Source organism: Bradyrhizobium sp. BEA-2-5, from assembly GCF_032918025.1.
Taxonomy (GTDB): Bacteria; Pseudomonadota; Alphaproteobacteria; order Rhizobiales; family Xanthobacteraceae; genus Bradyrhizobium; species Bradyrhizobium pachyrhizi.
Genome location: NZ_CP136629.1, coordinates 5,435,370 through 5,454,597, shown reverse-complemented (window position 1 = coordinate 5,454,597; position 19,228 = coordinate 5,435,370). Strand labels below are relative to the sequence as shown.

General features: G+C 64.9%; 22 protein-coding genes. 7 read left to right on the top strand and 15 right to left on the bottom strand.

Translation table 11 applies throughout. The features are described from left to right. Nucleotides 1–28: 28 nt before the first annotated feature. Entirely contained in the window at nucleotides 29–388 is a 360-nt protein-coding gene (locus RX327_RS25775; protein ID WP_317247516.1) for a DUF427 domain-containing protein, read from the bottom strand. 226 nt (nucleotides 389–614) lie between these two features. Here RX327_RS25775 and RX327_RS25770 point away from each other — a divergent pair, with 226 nt between their 5' ends. Next, nucleotides 615–851, top strand: coding sequence for a BolA family transcriptional regulator (locus tag RX327_RS25770; protein WP_317247515.1), 237 nt, complete (start codon nucleotides 615–617; stop codon nucleotides 849–851). Between the two features lie 33 nt (nucleotides 852–884). After that, nucleotides 885–2,066: a low temperature requirement protein A gene (locus RX327_RS25765; RefSeq protein ID WP_317247514.1), complete on the top strand. Its 1,182-nt coding sequence runs from the start codon at nucleotides 885–887 to the stop codon at nucleotides 2,064–2,066. 9 nt (nucleotides 2,067–2,075) lie between these two features. Here the strand turns inward: RX327_RS25765 and RX327_RS25760 are convergent, their stop codons facing one another. The 3 genes from RX327_RS25760 to egtB are packed head-to-tail and all read right to left on the bottom strand — an operon-like array spanning nucleotide 2,076 to nucleotide 4,775. After that, complete coding sequence (locus tag RX327_RS25760) at nucleotides 2,076–2,471, bottom strand: DUF4345 domain-containing protein (RefSeq protein WP_028336762.1); 396 nt, start codon at nucleotides 2,469–2,471, stop codon at nucleotides 2,076–2,078. A 28-nt stretch (nucleotides 2,472–2,499) separates the two neighbouring features. After that, nucleotides 2,500–3,468: an L-histidine N(alpha)-methyltransferase gene (egtD, locus tag RX327_RS25755; protein ID WP_317247513.1), complete on the bottom strand. Its 969-nt coding sequence runs from the start codon at nucleotides 3,466–3,468 to the stop codon at nucleotides 2,500–2,502. A gap of 53 nt (nucleotides 3,469–3,521) precedes the next feature. Beyond that, the gene (egtB, locus tag RX327_RS25750) at nucleotides 3,522–4,775 is read right to left on the bottom strand and encodes an ergothioneine biosynthesis protein EgtB (protein WP_317247512.1); all 1,254 of its coding nucleotides are present in this window, start codon (nucleotides 4,773–4,775) and stop codon (nucleotides 3,522–3,524) included. 293 nt (nucleotides 4,776–5,068) lie between these two features. Here egtB and grxD point away from each other — a divergent pair, with 293 nt between their 5' ends. The 4 genes from grxD (at nucleotide 5,069) to RX327_RS25730 (ending at nucleotide 8,648) form a co-directional block, all read left to right on the top strand. Further along, nucleotides 5,069–5,401, top strand: coding sequence for a Grx4 family monothiol glutaredoxin (gene grxD, locus RX327_RS25745; protein WP_317247511.1), 333 nt, complete (start codon nucleotides 5,069–5,071; stop codon nucleotides 5,399–5,401). Further along, nucleotides 5,398–5,949 carry an O-acetyl-ADP-ribose deacetylase gene (locus tag RX327_RS25740; RefSeq protein WP_050387711.1) on the top strand — a complete coding sequence of 184 codons (552 nt, stop codon included), beginning with the start codon at nucleotides 5,398–5,400 and terminating at the stop codon, nucleotides 5,947–5,949. The genes grxD and RX327_RS25740 overlap by 4 nt, the downstream gene beginning before the upstream one ends. 49 nt (nucleotides 5,950–5,998) lie before the next feature. Further along, the gene (locus RX327_RS25735; RefSeq protein WP_317247510.1) at nucleotides 5,999–7,282 is read left to right on the top strand and encodes a serine hydrolase domain-containing protein; all 1,284 of its coding nucleotides are present in this window, start codon (nucleotides 5,999–6,001) and stop codon (nucleotides 7,280–7,282) included. Nucleotides 7,283–7,385: 103 nt separating this feature from the next. After that, nucleotides 7,386–8,648, top strand: coding sequence for a serine hydrolase domain-containing protein (locus RX327_RS25730; RefSeq protein WP_317247509.1), 1,263 nt, complete (start codon nucleotides 7,386–7,388; stop codon nucleotides 8,646–8,648). Nucleotides 8,649–8,769: 121 nt separating this feature from the next. On the opposite strand, the gene RX327_RS25725 is transcribed toward RX327_RS25730, so the two are convergent. The 8 genes from RX327_RS25725 to murI form a co-directional block, all read right to left on the bottom strand. Beyond that, nucleotides 8,770–9,837, bottom strand: a complete 1,068-nt coding sequence (locus RX327_RS25725; protein WP_317247508.1) for a threonine aldolase family protein — start codon at nucleotides 9,835–9,837, stop codon at nucleotides 8,770–8,772. A 39-nt stretch (nucleotides 9,838–9,876) separates the two neighbouring features. Further along, entirely contained in the window at nucleotides 9,877–10,155 is a 279-nt protein-coding gene (locus RX327_RS25720) for a type II toxin-antitoxin system RelE/ParE family toxin (RefSeq protein ID WP_082190814.1), read from the bottom strand. Beyond that, nucleotides 10,047–10,379 carry a hypothetical protein gene (locus RX327_RS25715; protein WP_410712232.1) on the bottom strand — a complete coding sequence of 111 codons (333 nt, stop codon included), beginning with the start codon at nucleotides 10,377–10,379 and terminating at the stop codon, nucleotides 10,047–10,049. The genes RX327_RS25720 and RX327_RS25715 overlap by 109 nt, the downstream gene beginning before the upstream one ends. A 119-nt stretch (nucleotides 10,380–10,498) precedes the next feature. Continuing rightward, nucleotides 10,499–11,116 carry a 30S ribosomal protein S4 gene (gene rpsD / locus RX327_RS25710; RefSeq protein ID WP_239624967.1) on the bottom strand — a complete coding sequence of 206 codons (618 nt, stop codon included), beginning with the start codon at nucleotides 11,114–11,116 and terminating at the stop codon, nucleotides 10,499–10,501. 272 nt (nucleotides 11,117–11,388) lie between these two features. Then, a complete protein-coding gene (locus RX327_RS25705; protein WP_028336772.1) occupies nucleotides 11,389–12,174 on the bottom strand; it encodes a hypothetical protein in 786 nt (261 codons plus the stop codon). A 119-nt stretch (nucleotides 12,175–12,293) separates the two neighbouring features. Beyond that, nucleotides 12,294–12,683, bottom strand: coding sequence for a cupin domain-containing protein (locus RX327_RS25700; RefSeq protein WP_028336773.1), 390 nt, complete (start codon nucleotides 12,681–12,683; stop codon nucleotides 12,294–12,296). 252 nt (nucleotides 12,684–12,935) lie between these two features. Next, the gene (locus tag RX327_RS25695; protein WP_317247507.1) at nucleotides 12,936–13,712 is read right to left on the bottom strand and encodes an HpcH/HpaI aldolase family protein; all 777 of its coding nucleotides are present in this window, start codon (nucleotides 13,710–13,712) and stop codon (nucleotides 12,936–12,938) included. 158 nt (nucleotides 13,713–13,870) lie between these two features. Continuing rightward, nucleotides 13,871–14,668 (bottom strand): glutamate racemase, encoded by a 798-nt coding sequence (murI, locus tag RX327_RS25690; RefSeq protein WP_317247506.1) that lies wholly within the window; start codon nucleotides 14,666–14,668, stop codon nucleotides 13,871–13,873. A 184-nt stretch (nucleotides 14,669–14,852) separates the two neighbouring features. Here murI and RX327_RS25685 point away from each other — a divergent pair, with 184 nt between their 5' ends. Continuing rightward, a complete protein-coding gene (locus tag RX327_RS25685; protein WP_050387686.1) occupies nucleotides 14,853–15,416 on the top strand; it encodes a cytochrome b in 564 nt (187 codons plus the stop codon). A 249-nt stretch (nucleotides 15,417–15,665) separates the two neighbouring features. Here the strand turns inward: RX327_RS25685 and RX327_RS25680 are convergent, their stop codons facing one another. From RX327_RS25680 to RX327_RS25670, 3 genes are all read right to left on the bottom strand, one after another. Continuing rightward, a complete protein-coding gene (locus tag RX327_RS25680) occupies nucleotides 15,666–16,838 on the bottom strand; it encodes a M20 aminoacylase family protein (protein ID WP_317247505.1) in 1,173 nt (390 codons plus the stop codon). Between the two features lie 168 nt (nucleotides 16,839–17,006). Then, nucleotides 17,007–17,675: a response regulator transcription factor gene (locus RX327_RS25675; RefSeq protein WP_317247504.1), complete on the bottom strand. Its 669-nt coding sequence runs from the start codon at nucleotides 17,673–17,675 to the stop codon at nucleotides 17,007–17,009. Between the two features lies 1 nt (nucleotide 17,676). After that, a complete protein-coding gene (locus RX327_RS25670; protein ID WP_317247503.1) occupies nucleotides 17,677–19,050 on the bottom strand; it encodes a histidine kinase in 1,374 nt (457 codons plus the stop codon). Nucleotides 19,051–19,228: the final 178 nt, after the last annotated feature.

The following is a 19,228-nucleotide window of genomic DNA, read 5'->3' as shown; positions in this document are numbered from 1 at the left end:
CCGGCGCTTGCGGCAGGCGACGATGCCCCTAGGCGACTTGTTCGATCTTAACCTTGTCCGGATAGAAGGCGAGATGTCCGGCAATCTCGGTCATTGCGGGGAAGGGCGTCTCATAAGTCCAGATTGCGTTGTCCAGCATCTTGCCATCGGCCTTGACGCTGAAATAGCTCGCGTCCCCCTTGTACGGGCAGTGCGTGGTCCGCTCGGTGCGGGTCAACAGCTCCATGTTGGCGTCCTGCCGGGGGACGTATTGCACGGCCGGATAGCTCGCTTCCTTCAAGGTCAGCGCATGGGTGGTCTCGGCGATCACGACGCCGTCGGCGGTGACGCGGACGCGCCTGGCATTGGGCGTGATCGTAATGGGATGATCGGGGCCGGGGAGCTTCATGATTCTGCGCCTCTTCTGGTCATTTCGGCGTGATGGCTTGTGACCGATTGATGCAGGTTTAAATCGCTGGGAATGGGAATATAGTGAGCCCGGGATGACCTAGAAGACCCCAAGCGCTAGGTTTTCTCCTTGGGTATATCTTTGGGTTTTATCCTTTGGCTTTATCCTTGGGCTTTACTTGGCCGATCTGGCCCTGATTCGAACGACCTGACGGAGGTGGACTGGGATGCCCATGGACGCCCACGATATCGAGGCGATGATCAAGGCAGCGATCCCCGATGCCGAGGTGACCATCCGTGACCTCGCCGGCGACGGCGACCACTATGCCGCGACCGTGATCTCGGAATCCTTCCGCGGCAAGTCGCGCGTCCAGCAGCACCAGATCGTCTACCAGTCCCTGCAGGGCCAGATGGGGGGCGTCCTGCACGCGCTGGCGCTGCAAACCGGCGTGCCGGAAGGCTAGGCCCGGCAAAGCTGCGGGCGGGGGCCTCGAGCGATGGTGGACAATCCTCGCGGCGCGATGTTTCGCGTTATCGTGCCGAGCCAGCACAGCCGCGTCACCTTTGTCGAGCTGTTCTTCGACCTCGTCTTCGTCTTTGCCGTCACGCAAGTCTCGCACTCGCTGCTGCATCATTTCACGCCGCTCGGCGCGGTGCAGGTCGCGGTGCTGTTTCTCGCGGTGTGGTGGGTGTGGGTCTACACCGCCTGGGTCACCAACTGGCTCAATCCCGAGCTGACGCCGGTCCGCCTCCTGCTCTTTTCGATGATGCTGGGCGGCCTCGTGCTGTCGACGACGATCCCGACCGCGTTCGAGGGGCGCGGCCTGTGGTTCGCCGGGACCTATGCGGCAATGCAGGTCGGCCGTACCGCGTTCTGGCTGCTGGCGACGCCGCGGCGCCGGACGGCGGTGCGCCACAACGCCATCCGCATCCTGACCTGGCTGTCCTGCTCGGCCGTGCTGTGGATTCTCGGCGGATTCGCCGAGCACGAGACGCGGATGTGGCTCTGGATTGCGGCGCTGACCATCGAATATATCGCGCCGGCCGCGCGGTTCTGGACCCCTGGACTCGGGTTTTCCTCGATCGAGGCGTGGGCCGTCGAAGGCGGCCACATGGCCGAGCGCTGCGCGCTGTTCGTCATCATCGCGCTCGGCGAAGCCATCGTCGTCAACGGCGCCACCTTCGCCGAGCTCACCTGGACACCGGAGAACGTCGCCGCGTTCATCTCGGCGCTGGTCGGCAGCATCGCGATGTGGTGGATCTATTTCCACAAGGGCGCCGAGGCCGGCTCGGACATGATCTCCAAGTCAGAGGAATCCGGCCGCGTGGCGCGGATCGCGTATACCTATCTGCACATGCCGATCGTCGGCGGCATCATCCTCACCGCGGTGGCGGACGAGCTGGTGCTGAAGCACCCGACCGGCCATTCCGACACCCGCACCATCGTGAGCACGGTCGGCGGGCCCCTGGTGTTCCTGGTCGGCACCATCCTCTTCAAGTACGCGATCCGCGGCTTCCTCCAGCTCTCGCACGGGATCGGCATCACCGCGCTGGCGATCACGGCCTATTTCGCCCGCGAGATGTCGCCGCTGGTGCTCTCGATCGTCACCACCGCGATCATGATCGTGGTCGCGGCGTGGGAGTCGATCTCGCTGCGCTCGACGGGGGAAGAGGAATAGCGGCCGCCGCTACTTGCGGCCGGCCGTTGCCACCAGGTGCTGCCAATAGACAAACAGCGGTGCGCCGATCACTTCGAGCGCGGTGAAGCCCACGAAGGGCAGCGGCGGCAAGCCGACCATCAGCATCGACAGCAGCCTGCCGATGCCGCCGAGGAAGATGCCGCCCCAGACCGCCCGAAACAGCACGCTCTCGCTTTCGATCCGCGGCACCAGCCAGAGCAGCGCGAGGCCGAGACCGAGCCAGACCCCACCGAAGAAGCGCAGATTGCTGTCGAGCACCGGCAGCGCTGGAACCCCCGCGGAGGCGTAGAGCGGATCGCTGACGCCCAGCATGGTGATGATGCCGGTCAGGATCGGGACCAGGGCGAGCAACGCCGTCGCGACCTGCAGCGGACGCCTGCCCATGATCGTGCCCCGTCTCTTGGTTTGGGCGCTAGTCCGCGACCAGCGCGTGCACCGAGAACATCGTGTTGGCGTCGGTCCAGCTCTCGCGCACCGTCCAGCCCGCGCTGCGGGCGAGCGCGGCGAAACGCTCGATGCTGTATTTGTAGCTGTTCTCGGTGTGGATGCTCTCGCCCGGACGGAACGAGAAGCTGGTGCCGAGCAGCCGCACGGTCTGGCTCTTCTTGCTGATCAGGTGCATCTCGATCCGGTGCCGCTCGCGATTGTAGATCGCGCGATGGGTGAAGGCGGAGAGATCGAAATTGCCGCCGAGCTCGCGATTGATGCGCACCAGCACATTCAGGTTGAAGCGCGCGGTGACGCCGGCGGCGTCGTTGTAGGCGTCAAAGAGGATGCGCTCGTCCTTCTCGAGATCGGCGCCGATGATCATCTGCGCGCCCTTGCCGAGAATCTTGCGGGCGCTCCTCAGGAAGGCCTGGGCCTCTTGCGGCTCGAAATTGCCGATGGTCGAACCGGGGAAGAAGCCGACCTTCGGCATGGATGCGACCGCGGCCGGCAGCTCGAACGGCGTGGTGAAGTCGGCGGCGACCGGATAGATGCCGAGGCCGGGGAAATCCTTCCGCAGCCCGTCGGCCTGGGCTTTCAGGAAATCGCCTGAGATATCGACCGGCACATAGGCTGCGAATTCGCAATGCTCGAGCAGCAGGCGCACCTTGGTGGTCGCGCCGGCGCCGAACTCGACCAGTGCCGCGCCGTCAGGGATGATTGCGGCGATCTCGTCGCCGCGGTCGCGCAGGATCGCAAGCTCTGTGCGCGTCGGATAATATTCCGGCAGGCGTGTGATCGCCTCGAACAGCTCCGATCCCGTCGCGTCATAGAAGTATTTCGGCGACAGCCGCTTCGGGTGACGGGCGAGATCGCCAATCACGTCGCCGGCAAACACCGATGTCGCTTCGTCGAACGGATACGCTTTGGCCAAAGCGGCGGCATGCACATTCATGATACTCTCCCGAACGCGCTTACCGACGCGTTATTGATGTCGACAGGACTCAATCAGGCATAGTCTGCGAGGCGTAACCCCGTGAACTGCCAGCGATGGTGCGGATAGAAGAAGTTGCGATAGGTGATACGGCAGTGGCCTTGCGGAGTTGCAAGCGAAGAACCGCGCAGCACCAGCTGGTTGACCATGAACTTGCCGTTGTACTCGCCGAGCGCGCCTTCGACGGCGCGGTAACCGGGATAGGGTGAATAGGAGCTGCGGGTCCATTGCCAGACGATGCCGAAGGCGTCGTTGAGCTGGCCAGCGCGGGCCGCGACCTCCCATTCCATCTCGGTCGGCAGGTGTTTTCCGGACCAGCGCGCAAAGGCGTCGGCCTCGTAGTAGCTGATGTGGCAGACGGGCGCGTCCGGATCGACCGGCTGCAGGCCGCCCAACGTCATGATCCTCCATCCGCCGTCGATCTCGCGCCAATGGCCGGGTGCCTGCCAGCCCTCGTTGCTCACGGTACCAAAGCCATCCATCAGCCACAGCGTGGCGGTGGAATAGCCGCCGTCCTTCATGAAGGCGAGCCACTCAGCATTGGTGACGAGGTTCTTCGCGAGCTTGACCGGGCCGACCAAAGCCCGGTGCGCCGGCTTCTCGTTGTCGAAATGGAAGCTGTCGTCGACATGGCCGACGGTGTGGATGCCCTCGTTGAGCGTCACCCATTCCTCAGGCCCGTGCTGCGACGCCGGAAAGCGCCAGTCCGGATCGTAGGCCGGTGAGACCGGATTCTGCGCGAAGGCATGCAGGATGTCGGTGAACATCAATTCCTGATGCTGCTGCTCGTGGTTGAGCCCGACCTCGACCAGCGGCACCAGCGCCTCGAGCTTTTCCAGCGTGGCGGTCTGGAAGAATTTCACGACCTCGGCGTCGACATGGCGGCGGTAGGCGGTGACTTCGTCGGCGGTCGGGCGGGTCAAATGGCCGCGCTGGTGGCGGGCGTGCCGCGGACCGGCGCTGACGTAATACGAATTGAACAGATAAGCGTAGTCCGGATGGAACGGCGTGTAGCCCTTGACGTGCTCGCCGAGCAGAAACTGCTCGAAGAACCAGGTGGTATGGGCGCGGTGCCACTTGGCGGGGCTCGCATCCGGCATCGACTGGATCAGCTGGTCTTCGGGCGACAGCGGTGCGGCCCGGCGCTCGGTCTCGTCACGGACGGCGCGATAGGCCTCCACCAGCCGCTGGGCGAGCGGGCCGGATTCGGAGGACAGTGACGGGGAGGCGGCGGGAAGGGCGGCCGCGGCAGAGGCTGGTTTCGTCACAGGGGTCTCCGAATTCAGGGGAGAGAACGTTGCTTCGGCAAACTGGTTCCTGACGGACAGTTCGTCCTAGATAGGGGCTCCGTTACGGGAAAAAAGCCTCCCCCCGCGATGATATTGGGGCCGTCAGATAATCCCGGCCCATTTTGGGCGCCCGCAGCGCCCGGTGCATGCCAGATTTCCGCCATTTTGCTTTGGATGCACAATGGTTTGAGCTACATATATAGTCAGTCACGGGTTAGAAGGGCGGGCCGGCCGGTCAAGGCCTGAGAGCGTCGCCCCCGAAGGAAGCGAATATGAGCATCGAGGAATTCATCGCCAACGAAGTGAAGTCGAACGACGTGGTCCTGTTCATGAAGGGCACGCCGCAATTTCCGCAGTGCGGATTCTCCGGCCAGGTCGTCCAGATCCTCGATCATCTCGGCGTCGGCTATAAGGGCCTCAACGTCCTTGAATCCGCCGAACTGCGCAACGGCATCAAGACCTTCTCCAACTGGCCGACCATTCCGCAGCTCTACGTGAAGGGCGAGTTCGTCGGCGGCTGCGACATCGTCCGCGAGATGTTCCAGGCCGGCGAATTGCAGCAGCTCTTTGCCGACAAGGGCATCCCGGTCGACGTGGCTGCCTGACCTTGACGGCGCGCCAGATCGGCAAGGCGCGGCTCGAAGTCATCGTCACCGACATCACGACCCTGCGCGTTGACGCCATCGTCAACGCGGCCAATTCGTCGCTGCTGGGCGGTGGCGGCGTCGATGGCGCGATCCATCGTGCCGCTGGCCCCGAGCTGCTCGCCGAGTGCCGCACCCTGCACGGCTGCAAGACCGGCGACGCCAAGATCACCAAAGGCTATCGGCTCCCGGCGAAGCACGTGATCCACGCCGTCGGCCCGATCTGGCACGGCGGCACCCAAAGCGAGGATGCGCTGCTCGCATCCTGCTATCGCCGCGGCATCGAGCTGTGCCACGCCAACCAGCTTGGCTCCATTGCATTTCCCGCCATCTCGACCGGCGTCTATCACTTCCCGCCGGACCGCGCCGCCGGCATCGCGGTCAAGGCCGTCGTCGATGCCCTGGCCGCCGCACCCGGCCTCACGCAGGTGATCTTTTGCTGCTTTTCTGCCCAAAGCGGCGAGCTTCATCAGAAGGTCCTGGACACCTTTGGCAGCCCTTGTGCCTGATGATACCGCCGCTACACTTCCTCGTGATTTCCGGGGAGGGATAATCCAAATGCATTCATTTCGTCTGACGTGCGCGGCCGCAGCCGCCGCGGTGGTGCTGGCGGCGCCGGCGTATCCGCACACCGAGGGCACCTACGAGATTCCGGCGGGTGCGCATTTCAACCGCGACAAGCTCGCCAAGATCAGCGAGTTCTTCAAGAACGAAGTCGCGACGGGGAAAATTCCCGGAGCGATCCTGCTCATCCAACAGCACGGCAAGCCGGTCTATCACCAATCCTTCGGCGTGCAGGACGTAGCCAGCAAGGTGCCGATCACGGACAAGACCATCTTCCGGCTGGCTTCGATGTCCAAGTCGATCACCGCCGTGGTGTCGATGCAGCTGCTGCAGGAGGGCAAATACAAGCTCGACGATCCCGTCTCGAAGTACATCCCGTCCTTTGCCAACGTGAAGGTCGGGGTCGAGAAGAAGGCCGAGGACGGCACCAAGACGCTCGAGCTGGTGCCGCCAAAGCGGCCGATCACGATCCTCGATCTGATGACGCATACGTCGGGTATCACCTACGGCTTCTACGGCGACAGCCTGGTCCGCAAGGCCTACAAGGCTGCCGATATCTATGCCGGCGATTTCGACCTCGCCGAGTTCGCCGAGCGGATCGCAAAACTGCCGCTGCACAATCAACCCGGCGCGCTCTGGCAGTATGGCCATTCCACCGACATCCTGGCGCGCGTGATGGAGGTGGCCACCGGCGAGAAGCTCTCGGCGATCGAGCACGAAAGGCTGCTCGATCCGCTCGGCATGAAGGACACCGGCTTCTTCGTCGGCGCCCCCGAAAAGCAGAAGCTGCTCGCCAAGCCGATGCCGAATGACAGCGATTTCCGGGTGGGCCGCGAAAACGATCCGACCAAGGTCAAGAAATGGGAGTCCGCCAGCGGCGGCATGGTCTCGACCATGGCGGATTATTCGCGCTTCGCGCAGATGTTGCTTAACGGCGGCACCCTCGACGGCAAGACCATCCTGAAGCCCGAGACGTTCAAGGAGCTGACGACCGACCGCGTCGGGCCCGGATCGGGCGTCGAGCGGGACTTCTTCTACTTTCCGGGCGACGGCTTCGGCTTTGGGCTCGGCCTCGCGGTACGCACCGATCCGGGCAATGCCAAACCGCCGCCGCCGGGCAATCTGGGCGAACTGAAATGGGACGGCGCCAGCGGCTGCTATTTCGTGATCGACCCCAAGCAGGACATGTTCTTCGTCTTGCTCGAGCAGACACCGACCGAGCGTCAGCGCATCCAGCGGACGCTGAAGCAACTCGTCTATGAAGCTATGGAAAACTAGAGCGCTTTCGAGCGAAGTGGATACCGGTTCGCGTGAAGAAACGCGTTGAAAAGAAGGGAATGACGGCATGATCCGATTCAGGCGGATCGGCTCATGCGCTCGCATGCGTGGGGGCCGCGCGTTCGTCGCGGCATTCGCGTTCGCGTTGGTCGCAACGGTTGCGAAGGCCGGCTCCGCGCGGCCGGCCGCGCACAGCTTCTCGGCGGAAGGCCTCGCCAAGGTTTCCGACTATGTCAGGAACGAGGTCGCGACTGGAAAGATCCCGGGCGCGATCCTGCTGCTGCAGCAACATGGCAAGCCGGTCTACTACGAGAAGTTCGGGGTTCGCGACGTCGCCACCGAATTCTCGATGAGCGCCGATACCATCTTCCGCCTCTATTCGATGTCGAAGCCGATCACCACGGTCATCGCGATGATGCTGGTCGAGGAAGGCAAGCTCGCGCTCGGCGATCCCGTGTCGAAATATATCCCGGCCTTTGCCGACATGAAGGTCGGGGTGGAAAAGCGCGGCGATGAGGGCAAGATGGCGATGACGCTGGAGCCGCCGAGGCGCCCCATCACCATCGAAGACCTGATGCGCCACACCGCCGGCCTGCCTTACGGCTATTACGGCGGTGGTATCGTGAACAAGACCTACGCGGATGCCGGACTGTTCAACAACGATCCCGACAATGCTGAATTCGTGGCGCGGCTCACGTCGCTGCCGCTCGCCGAACAACCCGGCACGCAATGGGACTACGGCCATTCCACCGACGTGCTCGGCAGCATCATCGAGGTGATCACGGGGAAATCGCTGTTTCAGGTCGAGAAGGAACGGCTGCTCGGCCCGCTCGGGATGAACGAGACTGCGTTTTATGTCGCCGACCGGGCGAAATGGCCGCTGATCGCCGAGCCGATGCCGAAGGATCGCACCATCAGTCCGGTCGCCGACGTCCGCAATCCGCGCAAGCCGCTGCGATGGGAATCCGGCGGCGGCGGCATGGTCGGCACCATCGGCGACTATGCGCGCTTCTCGCAGATGCTGCTGAATGGCGGCAGCTATGAGGGCAGGCGCTATCTGAAGCCGGAGACCATCGCGCTGATGGCGAGGGACCATATCGGTCCGGAGACCGGCGTCGTGCGCGACCAGAACTACTATCCCGGTCCGAACTCCGGCTTCGGCCTCGGCTTCGCGGTCCGCACTTCGGTGCCGGCGAACACAGACTGGCCGCTGGGCGAGTATCGCTGGGACGGCGTCGGCGGTACCTTCTTCTTCATCGATCCCGCGGATGACCTGTTCGGGATCTTCATGGTGCAGACGCCGTCGCAGCGCGGCCGGATCCAGCAGGAGCTGAAGACGCTGATCTACCAGGCGATGGGACGGTAGACGCTTATCTTGTCGTTTCGTAGCCCGGATGCAGCGAAGCGCAATCCGGGGCGGTCCTGCTGTCGGATCGTGCTGTCCCGGATTTCGCTACGCTGCATCCGGGCTACGATTGCCGAGGTTGCTACGCCGCGCGCACGATGTCCCTGACGTGTCCGACCGCTTCCTCGATCATCGCCGCTGACACATCGAGATGGGTGCAGGCGCGGATGCGGCCGTCCATCATCGCAAGCGTCACGCCGCGTTGACGGAGCGCGGCGACCATCTTGTCGCCGGGAATGCCGGCGCCGTCCGGCTTGAAGAACACGAGATTGGTCTCGGGCTCCTGCACCTCGATGCCTGAGATCTGCGACAGCCCGCGGGCGAGCGCCCGCGCATTGGCGTGGTCGTCCGCCAGGCGCTCGACGTGATGGTCGAGCGCGTAGATGCAGGCCGCCGCGCAGATCCCGGCCTGCCGCATCGAGCCGCCGAGGCGCTGCTTCCACTGCCACACCGCGTCGATGAAGGCGCGTGAGCCCGCGAGCACGCCGCCGATCGGCGCACCGAGGCCCTTGGAGAAATCGATCCAGGCCGAATCCCAGCCCGCGGTCATGTCGCGCGGAGAGATGCCGCTTGCCACGGTGGCGTTGAGCAGGCGCGCGCCGTCCATGTGGGTGACGAGGCCGTGTTGCCTGGCGATCGCGACGATCTCGTCGAGCGCGGTCTTCTTCCAGATCGTGCCGCCGCCGATATTGGCGGTCTGCTCGACGCTGACGACGGTCTGCGGCGGCTGGTAGCGCGTGCGCGGATGAAGCGCCTTGCGAAGAGTCTCCGGCGTGAACTGGCCGTCATCTCCCGGCAGCTGCGTGACCTGGAAACCGCCGATCGCCGCATGCGCGCCGCCCTCGCGCGCGATGATGTGCGCGGTCTCATGGGCGAGGATCTCGTCGCCGAGACGGCAATGCACCAGCGTCGCGGTGACGTTGCACATCGTGCCGGAGGGCATGTAGACCGCCGCTTCCTTGCCCAGCAGATCAGCGACGCGCTCGCACAGCGTATTGACGGTCGGATCGTCGCCGACCTGCTCATCGCCGACCTCCGCCCGCGCCATCGCCTCGCGCATCGCGGCCGTCGGCCTGGTCTGTGTGTCCGAGAGCAGGTTGATTCGGACAGCGGGTGCCTTGGGATCGGGACGGGCAGGGGTGTAGTGCATGGGCTTTCCTCATCGCTCCGCTGGCGTGCGGAGTCGCCGCTAGCGTATAGGCCTCCGGGCAGCGTGACGAAACCGCATAATGATGATCTCGGTGGGCGTCACACGATAGTCGATCAAGTAGGGGTATGGCGTGGCCGAAAGCCGGCGGACGCCGGGGCGGCTTGTCGGGCGCCCCGCACGCGGCTGCTCATGCAGCAGCGTGACAAGGGTCAGGATACGGTCGCGAACATGGACCGCCCCTTGAGGCGATCTTGCTTCGATGTAGGCGAGCGCTCGATCGATCTTGACAAGAGCCCGTCGCGTGTAACGGAGGTCCACAGCCCGTGCTTTGCCCACATCGCACGGACTTCCTCGGCCGTTGCCAGCTCGCCGCGTGCAATCTCGGCGTCGGCTTCAGCCAGATCGGCGTCTTCTTCCGGCGTGAGCTGGAGCGGTGGTTGGTCGACGCCGGCAAGCTGCAGCATGATGCGCGCGAGTTCGTCCTGCTCTGTGTCAGGCAAGTTTGAAACTGTCTCGAAGGCCTGTTCGAGTAACCGGGTCATCGGCAAGAAACCTCAACGGGCAACCATCTGCCAGGTCCCGCGTATGATAGTCATCTTGTGGGCAAACAAAAAGGCCCCGGCAAAACCGGGGCCTTTCGGATCTCGCATGCGTGCTGTGATCAGCGCGAATAGAATTCGACCACCAGATGGGGCTCCATCTGCACCGGGAACGGCACGTCGGAGAGGTTGGGGATGCGCGTGTACTTCGCGGTCATCTTGCCGTGGTCGACTTCGAGATAGTCGGGCACGTCGCGCTCCGGGAGCTGGCTGGCTTCGAGCACGTGGGCGAGCTGCTTGGAGGCTTCCTTGACCTCGACGACGTCGCCGACCTTGAGCTGGTAGCTCGAGATGTTGACCTTGCGGCCGTTCACCTTGACGTGGCCGTGGTTGATGAACTGGCGTGCGGCGAAGATCGTCGAGACGAACTTGGCGCGGTACACGACCGCGTCGAGACGGCGCTCGAGCAGGCCGATCAGGTTCTCGCCGGTATCACCCTTGAGGCGGCTCGCCTCGACATAGATACCGTGGAACTGACGCTCGCTGATGTTGGCGTAGTAGCCCTTCAGCTTCTGCTTGGCGCGCAGCTGCACGCCGAAGTCGGAGAGCTTGCCCTTGCGGCGCTGGCCGTGCTGGCCGGGGCCATATTCGCGGCGGTTCACGGGGCTCTTCGGGCGGCCCCAGATGTTCTGGCCCATACGGCGATCGATCTTGTACTTCGCCTCACTGCGCTTAGTCATCGCGTCCTCTTCGGTTGCATAGCCGTCGCACCCTGGCGGCCGGCGTTTGTCAGTTTCAGGTTTGAGGAGACGCGCCCTCCTGTGTACCGGCCAAAAGACCTGTACCGACAGGTCCGCCTCGAAAGCTCGGGGAGGACCACGGGTCGCGAAACGCTTCGCGGGCCGAAATCGGCCCGCGAGCAACGTGGTCTTAAGGAGAAAGTCCGGTTCTGTCAAACAAAACGCAGGGCATTTTGGGCCGAATCGGCGTCAAAATTGGCCGATTCTGCCCCTCAGAGACGGCTTCCGGCCGCCCGGACCAGCCGGGCATCGGCTTGCGGCCGGCCCGCGCCCAGTTCGGCGGCGATTTCGCCGCCCAGCACCTGCTCGAGGCGGATCAAGGTCTGCGCGATCAGGGCGGCGTCGCAGACCAGATGGTCCCAGCGCAGCACAACGTCGACAGTGTGGTCCGGCCTGATCACCCCATAGCTCAACAGGAATGGCCCCGGGCTCAGTGCGTGCAACTCGCCCGGGCCATAGGCCGCGACCGAGGTCACGCCAAAGCTGCCGCAGAAATTGGCGCGCTGCCGGCCAAAATTCATCCCGATCGCCCACGCCAGGCGGCGGAGCGGAAGCGGCAGGCGGGTCACGCAGAGCATCTTGCGGAACGAGGGGATTTCGTGCAGCGGCGCGGTCTTGGCGCGGCGGATCAGCGCGTCGACCTCGGCGAGCGGCATCTCGTCGGCGGCACAGACGCGCTCGAACAGCACGCAGTCCTCGCCCTTCTCAACGCGCGCAATCGCCACCATGCCGACGCTGCGCGGCAGCTCGTAGAGGCAAGGCCACGGCCATTTGACGTGCAGCGTGCGCAGCGTCGGCTCGGTCCTGGCGACCAGCGCGAATGCCTTGACGAAGATGGCGGCCCAGCCCGGTGCCTGCGCCGCGCGTGCACGGGCCTCGACGATTGCACGCACGTTCAGGGTGCGCTTCAGGGAGACCAGCGGTACGCCGGCCGATGCATGCATCAGATCGGCGACGAGACGGCGCGGCAATGAAATCTGACGAAATTTACCGCGCATCGGTTCGATTCAGTTCCTTAGCAAACAGGCAAAAAATCAAAGGCCCGGCGAGCTCAAATGGTTGCTCGCCGCACCTGAAGCTCAGATGAACCAAGTGGTCGGAGACCAGGGGGTTCTGCTCACGGCGCTGGTTTTGCCAACGGCTCGCCGGCCTTGACCACGTAGACGCCGAGCACCTTGAGCGGCTTGTCGCCGGACGTCTTGGCGTCGTGCACCGCGCCTTCCGGGATCTGGTAGGAATCGCCCGCCTTCAGCTTCAACGGCGGTTTGCCGTCGATCAGAAGCTCGAGCTCGCCTTCGAGCACATAGCCGGTTTCAGCGCCGGGATGGGTGTGACGCCCCGACGCACCCCCGGCCGGAACCTCGGCGATCGCGGTGACCGTGTTGTAGCCCGGTGGAAAATCGACCTTCTGCAGCGGCGTCCGCTTGATGCCGCTCTGCTGCGCCAAGGCAGCGCCGGCACCGGCAAGGGCAATCACGGTGAGACCAAGCAGTAATTTCCTGAACATGGATTTTCCTCCCAACCCGCAAAACTCTAGCAGCGCGGAATCGCGGCGGAAAGCGTGCGATGTGTGATGTGCACTTGCGACGTTGGGATTAGTCCGTTCATCCAACAGCGGGGGTTTGTGCCGCTTATTCATGAGCTACTCAGGCGAACGAGCTGTACCGGCGACACGCATCGTTCACTCCGCGGTTCCTTCACGACGTGACTGGAACCTGCTCGCCGGCAGCTGTGAACTAGCGGCGGCCGCGTTTGACGCCTACCGCTTGATGCCCTCGAACGCCGCCATGATGCCGCGCTGGAACAGCGACCAGTCGAAGCCGAGCGCGATCGCGCGGTAGCCGCGGTCGATCAGGGCGTTGGCCTGCTCGGCGGTGCGCGCCACGCCCCCGATCGGCACGCCGCTCTTCATGATGCCGTGTTCGGCGCGCTGCATCAGCGCGACCACTTCGGGATCGTCGGGCAGACCGCGCTTGTTGATGGAGGTGGCGAGATCGCCGGGGCCGATGACGGCGACGTCGATGCCCGGCGTCGCCATGATCTCGTCGATGCGATTGACCGCATCGACATGCTCGATGGTGATCATGCAGATCATCTCGTCGTCGGCGCTCGCCATGTAGTCCGGCATCGACTGGCCCCAGCGGAACGGGGCGTGGAACGGACCCCAGAGCCGGTCCCCGCGCGGCGGGTAGCGCACGCTACGGACCGCCTTCACCGCATCGCTTGCGTTGCAGATCATCGGAAAATTGATGCCGAGCGCGCCGATGTCCATCGGTGCCTTGGCGAAATGCGGCTCGTTGGCGGCGATCCGCACCATCGGCACGCACGGCGTGCCGGAGGTGGCCACGATCATCGCATGGGCGGTGCCGAGACCGATCGGGCCGTGTTCGAGATCGACGATGATCCAGTCGAGCGAGCGCGCCATGATCTGCACAGTCTGCACGCTCGGGATCGTCGCAATGGCGCCAAAGGTCGGGCGCTTGTCGCGCCACGCCTCGCGCAGGCGGTTGAGCGGTGTCAGCGGGGCTGCGGTCAAATTCGGTCCTCCCTCGAAGGAGAGCAGAGGCTAAAGCATGATCCGGAAAAGTGTGAAGCGGTTTTCCGAAAAGATCATGCTCAAACAAGAACCTGGTGCGCGATGATGATTCAACCCGATCTCATCGCGCTCCAGCGGCGTTGTGACGGCGAAAGGGATCAGGCCGGGACGCGGCCGCCGAAGAATGGCGTCAGCGCTTCCGTCAGAGCGTGCGGGCGCTTCGAGGTGAAGATCATCTCTGCGCCGGCTTGGTCACTCTCCGAGCCTGCCGGGCCAAGCAGATCGGAGACGCGGCGGGCGATCGCCGGGGCCGGATCGATCCAATCGACCGGCCAGGGTGCGAGCCGCCGCAGCCGATCGAGCAGCAGCGGATAATGCGTGCAGGCGAGCACCACCGTGTCGGTGCGGGCAGGGTCGTGGGCGCCATCGCCGACGAAGCAGGGCGCGAGCTCGGCCGCGATATCCTCGTCGCGCACGCTCGCGCCGCTGAGGGCGGCCTCCGCCAGCGAGGCGAGCTCGCCGGAGCCGACCAGCGTCACCTCGCAGCCCTGCGCAAAGTCCGAGATCAGCTTGCGGGTATATTCACGCTTCACGGTGCCCCTTGTGCCGAGCACCGAGACGCGCCTTGTTTTCGAGGAGACGCAGGCCGGCTTGATCGCCGGCACCGTGCCGACGAAGGGCAGGGAATATGCGGCGCGCAAGTGAGACAGGACCAGGGTGGAGGCCGTGTTGCAGGCGATGACGACGAGGTCGGGATCATGCGTGCCGATCAACTCGCCCATCAGCGGCACCACGCGGGCGATGATCTCAGCCTCGTCATGGTGCCCATAGGGGAAGAAGGCGTCGTCGGCGACATAGACGTAATGGGCACCCGGGCGCGCGGCCACGACCTCACGGAGCACCGTGAGCCCGCCAAGGCCGGAATCGAACACCAGGATGGTCGGGGGAGTGGACACGCGAAAACTCTATCCGAAGCAGGGTTACCATTCAGTTGTTTTTGGCTATCCGGCCGCTGCGGCCGACAAAAGGCGGTGAGGCCGGGAATTTCATATGGCCTTGACCGATAGTTGCAAGTATCACGGCAAACTATTGCTGCGACGTGTGAAATCCAAAAATGCGGCCGCAAGGGGGCCACGCGACATGATCCGCAATACCGCCGCGAGCTGGGGCTCGCTCGCCCGCGCGTTCCACTGGGTGCTCGGCATCGCCATCATCGGCATGCTGGCCTATGGCTGGTGGATGAACCACGTCCCGGTGCGGGCGGACAAGTTCTTCTACCGCTCGATCCACGCCGATATCGGCTACCTGGTGCTGCTGCTCACCGTGCTGCGGCTGCTCTGGCGCGGCCTTAACCCGACGCCGGCGCTGCCGGCCGAGATGCCCTCCTGGCAGCGGATCGCCGCCCGGGTCAGCCACGGCGCGCTTTACGCCGCCACCATCCTGGTGGCGATGCTGGGCTGGGCGCATTCCGGCGCCCGCGCCCAGGATTATTCGAGCTTCTTCGGCCTGTTTCACGTTCCCCAGATCACCTCGCCCGACAAGGCGGCGGCGGATGCCTATGAGGATCGCCACATCTTCTTCGCCTATGTGCTGCTGGCGTTGATCGTGCTGCACCTCGCCGCGGTCGCCTTTCATTATTTCGTCAGGCGCGATCGCGTTGCCGCGCGGATGATCGGGGCGAATCCCGCCGATCGCGCGGCTTGACGCAAGGTCTACCTTTCCCCGAAGGGGAGAGGTCGATTTGCGCAGCAAATCGGGTGAGGGGCTGTTGCATCGATGACCGTAACCTCTCACCCGGCGCTACGCGCCGACCTCTCCCGATGGGAGAGGTGAAGACCACGTCCGTGCGGGTCTAGAGCATGATCCGGAAAAGTGCGAAGCGGTTTTCCGAAAAGATCATGATCAAACAAAGAGCTAAAGCGCGATGACGATTCGACCCAATCTCATCGCGCTTTAGCCCGCCGGCATCTGCTTCTCGACCAGGCGCACCCAGTAGGAGGCGCCGTGCCCGAGGATGTTGTCGTTGAACTTGTAGGCGGGGTGATGGCACATTGGCCCGTCGCCCATGCCGAGGAAGACGAACGCGCCGGGGCGCGCCTCCAGCATGAAGGCGAAATCCTCGGCACCCATCACCGGCACCAGATTGTCGTTGACGCGTTCGGCGCCGACGATGTCGCGGGCGACGTCGGCGGCGATGCCGGCCTCGCGCGCATGGTTCATCGTCACCGGATACATCCGCGTGTACTTCGTTTCGGCCGAGCCGCCATAGGCGCGGGCGATGCTGTCGGCGACTTCGCCGATGCGGCGCTCGACGAGATCGCGCACGGCGGGATCAAGCGTGCGCACCGTGCCGCCCAACGTTACGGTCTCCGGAATCACGTTGAACGCGGTGCCGGCCTCGAACATGGTGACCGAGATCACCGCCGATTTCAGCGGATCGACGTTGCGCGCGACGATCGATTGCAGCGCATTCACGATCTGCGAGCCGATCAGCACGCTGTCGACGGATTTGTGCGGGCCTGCGCCGGCGTGGCCGCCCTTGCCATGGACGACGATCTTCAACGTGTCCGACGAGGCGAGCATCGGGCCGGGCGTGGTCGCGAAATGACCCTCGGGCAGCCCCGGCATGTTGTGCATGCCGTAGACCTCCTGGATGTTCCAGCGCGTCATCAGCCCGTCCTCGACCATCGCCTTGCCGCCGCCGCCGCCTTCCTCGGCGGGTTGGAAGATCATGATCGCGGTCCCGTCGAAATTGCGCGTCTCGGCGAGATATTTGGCGGCGCCCAGCAGCATGGCGGTGTGGCCGTCATGCCCGCAGGCGTGCATCTTGCCGGGGACCTTGGAGGCATAAGGCACGCCCGACGTCTCCATGATCGGCAGCGCGTCCATGTCGGCGCGCAGGCCGATGGCCTTGCCGGAGGCCGACTTGCGGCCGCGGATCACGCCGACCACGCCGGTGCGGCCGATCCCGGTCACCACCTCGTCGCAGCCGAACTCGCGAAGCTTGTCTGCGACGATGCCGGCGGTGCGGTGGACTTCGTAGAGCAACTCGGGGTTCTCGTGGAAGTCATGGCGCCAGGCGGCCATTTCGTCGGAGAGGGCGGCAACGCGGTTGACGATGGGCATGAGGAGCGTCCGTTTCTTGTGAGCTTGGTGGGTGGCGCAGCGTAGCGTAACCCGCCGAATTGTCCCGGGGCAATGACGTCGGTAGCCCGGATGGAGCGAAGCGCAGTCCGGGGATCGAGCGCGCGGGAAGATCCCGGATTTCGCTTCGCTCCATCCGGGCTACGAGCTCTACAAATTCGCCAGCCCGCATTCGACGGCGAGTCGGACCAGCTGGGCGTCGGTCCGCATGCCGGTCTTGGTCTTGATCAGGTAGTGATAGTTCTGCACCGTCTTGGTGCTGAGGTGGAGGTTGGCGGCGATCTGCTCCTTGGTGCTGCCGGCCGCCAGCTGCCGGAGGATTTCGATCTCGCGCTCGCCGAGCTGGTCGAGCGCCGATCGGGTCGGCACCAGGCTTTCCATCGCAAGCACGCGGGCGACGTCGTCGCTCATCGCATGCTCGCCGCGCGCCACCGAGCGGATCGCCGCGATCAGCTCGGCCGGCTCGCTGCCCTTGGTGACGAAGCCACTGGCGCCGGCGCCGAATGCCGCTTTCACCTGGGCCGCCTCGCTGTGCATGCTGAAGACGAGGATGCGCGCGTCGGCGTCGCGCGCGCGGATGTTGCGGATCGCCTCCAGCCCGCTCGCGCCGGGCATCGAGATGTCCATCACCACCACATCGGGCTGGTGCGACTTGAACGCGCGATAAGCACTGGCGGCGTTGTCGGCTTCGGCGACCACGCTGAAATCGTCCTGATGCTCGAGCACGCGCCGGTAGCCCTGGCGGACGACCGGATGATCGTCAACCAGCAGGATCGAGATGCCCCGAATCTTCGCCGTTGTCGTCGTCACGGTTGTCATCTCAGGCGGCGAGCGGGATCGTGGCGGCGACCGACAGGCCGCGGCTGGCGCGCTCGATCGACAGCGAGCCGCCGAGGGCTGTGACGCGCTCGCTGACGCCGGTGAGGCCGAAGCCCGCAGATTGCGCCACCTTGGCCGCATCGCCGCCGCCATCGTCCTCGACGCGCACCAGCAGGGCGTTCTCGCTGCCGGTCCGCCGCTCGATCCGCAGCACGATCTCGCGCGCCGAGCTGTGGCGCAGCGCGTTGGTCAGGCATTCCTGTGCCACGCGATAGGCCGTGTTGGCGGCCGGACCGCTGATGTCGGTGAGGTCACCCCTGAGATCGAGCTGGATCGTCGGCCGCGCCGCGCTCTGCGATCGCCAGCTGTCGACGAGATTGACGAGGCTTGCCTCGAGCCCGAGCTCCTCGGGCAGCGGATTGCGCAGCCGGTTCAACGTATCGCGCAGGCACGCCATGATGCGGCGCGTCGCCTGCGAGATCATCCGCGCGTCCTGCGCAATTTCGGTGCCGGCGGCGTACTTGTCCCCGGCGCTTGCCTCGATCGTGTTGGCGAAGGCGAGGATCGCGGTGAGATTCTGGCCGAACTCATCGTGCAGCTCGCGCGCCAGCGTGCGGCGTTCGTCGTTGCGAATCTCGAGCAGCCGCCTGGTCAGCACCGTGCGTTCCTCCTCGGCAAGCGCGAGGCGGTCGCCGAGATCGCTGACGGCGCGCCCGATCATCGCGAGCTCCATCGAGCGGACGCGCGGCAGTGGCGTGCGGTACTCGCCGTCGGCCATCCGCCGCAGCGCCGACACGATCGAGTGGGCGGGTGCCAGCGTGTGCGCGATCGCAAGCGAAGCGAGCAGCGCGATGGCGAGCGCCATCAACAGCGCGACATGGATGTTGTCGAGAATGTGCTGCCAGGCGAGCGCGATCGCTGCGTCCGGATCGGCGATGGCGCGGACGGTTCCCGCGGTCGCGGCGCGGGCGCTGATCGGCCGCTCCACGGTGGCGTGATCGCCGAGCACCATCTGCACAGCGGCGGCGAACCAGCGCGGCGGCGCCTTGCCCAGCCCCTCGCTCTGGCCGCAGAGCGGCTTCTCGAAGGCGCCGGCCGGTTCGAACTGCACGCAGATCCCCGGCGCAATCAGGCCCATGGTTTCGATGGTGCGCCAGTCCGGTGCCGGCAGCAATTGCTCGCGCATCCGGTTGCTGCGCAGCAGCAATTCGCGCCAGTACAGCGCTTCGAGCGATTGCGAAACCCGCTCGGCGGACGCCTGCGTGGCACGATCGACGCTGCGATAGGCGTCGATCGTGGCCCAGACGGTGGCTGCGCCGAGGCATAACGCGACGATCACGAGCAGGCGGGCGACCAGTTGAAGCACGAGGCGCATGCGATCACTCCACGGCCAGAGCATGATCCGGAACGGAGAGAAGCGGCTGGTCATGCTCAAACGAGAGGTGCGATGCTAACAGCACCGCTGTTCCCCGCCAATCGCAAGCATGCGAGGCTGTGCAGGTCGGGAAATTTGCCCGACGAAATCTGGGCAGATGTCTTTGGACGGCGCAGGC

Coding starts and splice junctions, on each gene's coding strand:
- RX327_RS25680 (WP_317247505.1), bottom strand. CDS start 16,838: ATGCCCATCGTCAACCGCGTTGCCGCCCTCTCCGACGAAATGGCCGCC.
- RX327_RS25770 (WP_317247515.1), top strand. CDS start 615: ATGCCCATGGACGCCCACGATATCGAGGCGATGATCAAGGCAGCGATC.
- RX327_RS25670 (WP_317247503.1), bottom strand. CDS start 19,050: ATGCGCCTCGTGCTTCAACTGGTCGCCCGCCTGCTCGTGATCGTCGCG.
- rpsD (WP_239624967.1), bottom strand. CDS start 11,116: ATGACTAAGCGCAGTGAGGCGAAGTACAAGATCGATCGCCGTATGGGC.
- RX327_RS25775 (WP_317247516.1), bottom strand. CDS start 388: ATGAAGCTCCCCGGCCCCGATCATCCCATTACGATCACGCCCAATGCC.
- RX327_RS25700 (WP_028336773.1), bottom strand. CDS start 12,683: ATGTTCAGGAAATTACTGCTTGGTCTCACCGTGATTGCCCTTGCCGGT.
- grxD (WP_317247511.1), top strand. CDS start 5,069: ATGAGCATCGAGGAATTCATCGCCAACGAAGTGAAGTCGAACGACGTG.
- RX327_RS25725 (WP_317247508.1), bottom strand. CDS start 9,837: ATGCACTACACCCCTGCCCGTCCCGATCCCAAGGCACCCGCTGTCCGA.
- RX327_RS25685 (WP_050387686.1), top strand. CDS start 14,853: ATGATCCGCAATACCGCCGCGAGCTGGGGCTCGCTCGCCCGCGCGTTC.
- RX327_RS25760 (WP_028336762.1), bottom strand. CDS start 2,471: ATGGGCAGGCGTCCGCTGCAGGTCGCGACGGCGTTGCTCGCCCTGGTC.
- RX327_RS25765 (WP_317247514.1), top strand. CDS start 885: ATGGTGGACAATCCTCGCGGCGCGATGTTTCGCGTTATCGTGCCGAGC.
- RX327_RS25730 (WP_317247509.1), top strand. CDS start 7,386: ATGCGTGGGGGCCGCGCGTTCGTCGCGGCATTCGCGTTCGCGTTGGTC.
- egtD (WP_317247513.1), bottom strand. CDS start 3,468: ATGAATGTGCATGCCGCCGCTTTGGCCAAAGCGTATCCGTTCGACGAA.
- RX327_RS25735 (WP_317247510.1), top strand. CDS start 5,999: ATGCATTCATTTCGTCTGACGTGCGCGGCCGCAGCCGCCGCGGTGGTG.
- RX327_RS25705 (WP_028336772.1), bottom strand. CDS start 12,174: ATGCGCGGTAAATTTCGTCAGATTTCATTGCCGCGCCGTCTCGTCGCC.
- RX327_RS25675 (WP_317247504.1), bottom strand. CDS start 17,675: ATGACAACCGTGACGACGACAACGGCGAAGATTCGGGGCATCTCGATC.
- RX327_RS25715 (WP_410712232.1), bottom strand. CDS start 10,379: ATGACCCGGTTACTCGAACAGGCCTTCGAGACAGTTTCAAACTTGCCT.